Here is a 2,087-nt window from a genome sequence, read left to right on the forward strand (position 1 = left end):
CCCCCCCTTGCGACGAAGGAAGGCCAGCAGGCCTCGATCGGGAGCAAGCGCCGCCGCCGAAGAGAGCATGGCTGCACCCAGCCACCACGGCGACCGTAAGGCCAGCAGCAGCGAGACGGCCGCAGTACCAGTCAGCACACTCGAAAACCGGTGATGCATTGTGATGTTCAGGTCGTCCGGCGCACTGCCTCGTTCCAGCAGAAGCGCAGTCCACGGCACGCCTCGGTACGCGATGTCTGTGACGATCCCGTTCCACAGAGTCCAGCGTTTGGTGTGCGTGACGCAGGTCGCCGGATCGAGCAGAATGCGCGCGCCGCGATCAGACATGCGATACCCGAGTTCAATGTCCTCCACACTTGGCCTACGGTAGCTCTCGTCGAAGCCGCCCGCGGCGAGGAAGATCTCTCGCCGAACAGCGCCACATCCGCTCCAGAATGTGAGCGCTCGCGGTCGCGAAGTGCGGTGCACATAGCAATGCGCCAGGTTGCGAAAACGCGAGATCCGGCCTGGGTAGCGAGGCTGCTCGTCATATCCGCCGATCACAGCACTCAGCTCCGGGTCGCTACGGAAGAGAGCATCGATACGTGCCAAGGTGTCGGGGTGGGGACAGGTATCAGCGTCGAGAAAGACCAGGACATCGCCGCGCGACTGCAACACGCCTTCATTCCGGCACGCCGCGGGCCCCATGTTCTGTGGCATGTTGACGATCTGTGCTCCGAAGGTACGCGCCAAGTCCGCGCTGTCATCGGCTGAGGCGTCATCCACCACGATCAGCTCGTCCGGCAGACGAGTTCCTGCACGCAATGCGTGCAGCGTGTCCCTGAGCAAACGGCCCGAGTTGAACACCGGAATGATGACACTCAGCTTCATCGGGGCGTCCCTAACTCAGGTGGCACATAGAAGGCATGACACAGGGGTGGCACCTGGAGGATTGGGTACCGCATCTCTCCGCAGACAACGCGATCCCGGCCGTACCCGAGCGCTTCGAGCCGCGCCGCTTCGGCTCGATAGCGCGTATCCCAGGAGGTCTCTTCGAGAAGTACGATGGCGTCTCGCCGATCCGAAGCCGCAAGGTAGTCGGCCCTCAGTTGGTCATCGCCGCCCCAGAACCAGAATCGATTGGGCATGTTGTGGATAGGCTGTGACGGGAAATACGGCTCCAGACCAACGACAAAGTATTGGCTAACGGCATAGGAACTCTGCTTCGCCGGAATCGCAACTACGACCTCGCGCCCCTGTTTCAGATAATCCTGCAGCAGAACCGCACCATCCCTGTCCGGCGAGTAGGCTTCGCTCGCGTCGAAGCGGTACGTCTGCACCGCCCAGGTCAGATGATAGCCAAACGTGATGCAAAGCGCCGCCAGTAAAGCGTTTCTCCAAGTGCGCGTTGGCTTCGCTGCCACGCTTTGGACTGGCCAGGTGATCCAGAGCAGAAAGAGAAACAAAATCCACACCAGCCCAACGTGATAGAGCTGGGCCGTAATGGGACGGCAGAGTGCAGCGAGCATTGGCACAGGCAGCAGATAGCGGAAGATCCTTTCGCGAGCAAGAACAACAGCCATCAGCGCCCAGACAAGCAGCCCCAGCTTCAGCTTCGCCGCGAAGCTATGGCCGAAGGCTGCCGTAAGCCCAAATACACCTGCGTTCAACGTCGTCACTCCAACTGAAAGCGCAGTGACGAGTGCAGCTCCCCGTCGGGTAGCCTGGGCGGCGGCCCCCGCTGGGTGCACAGCTTCCTGCGGCAGTACGGAACGGCGAACCAGGACAACCCAGCCTGCATCCCTCGCTGGCAGGATGCACCACGCAGCAAATCCGAACGCCAGTACCAGGCACACCAGAAGCGCGGACACGCGGGGCAGTGTCATCCATGCCTGGCGTGACACGCTACGCACTTCGAACAGAAGGGCCACCAGAAGTCCCACTGCGACAACGAATCCGTGGGCGGAAACATTGGCCAGCAATCCTAGCAACAACACGACTGGGATGGGTCGCTTCCATCGTGACCTCCAGCACACCGCTAGCAAGAACAGCAGGGCAGGAAACAGCACGTAGCTGCGGGCAATGACGGCGTACTGAAACAAAAAAAA

At 61.1% G+C, this 2,087-nt stretch carries 2 protein-coding genes; both read right to left on the minus strand.

What is annotated here, in order from left to right; genetic code table 11:
• Positions 1–870, minus strand: an 870-nt coding sequence (locus AC5IJH_RS18300; RefSeq protein ID WP_491904261.1) for a glycosyltransferase family 2 protein, incomplete at its 3' end; no start/stop codon positions are given.
• Positions 867–2,087 (minus strand): hypothetical protein (locus AC5IJH_RS18305; RefSeq protein ID WP_491904262.1); only part of this gene is annotated, 1,221 nt, incomplete at its 5' end. The genes AC5IJH_RS18305 and AC5IJH_RS18300, both read right to left, overlap by 4 nt.

This window comes from Candidatus Dedyshia acidiphila (assembly GCF_051025295.1).
Lineage (GTDB): Bacteria > Acidobacteriota > Terriglobia > Terriglobales > Acidobacteriaceae > KBS-83.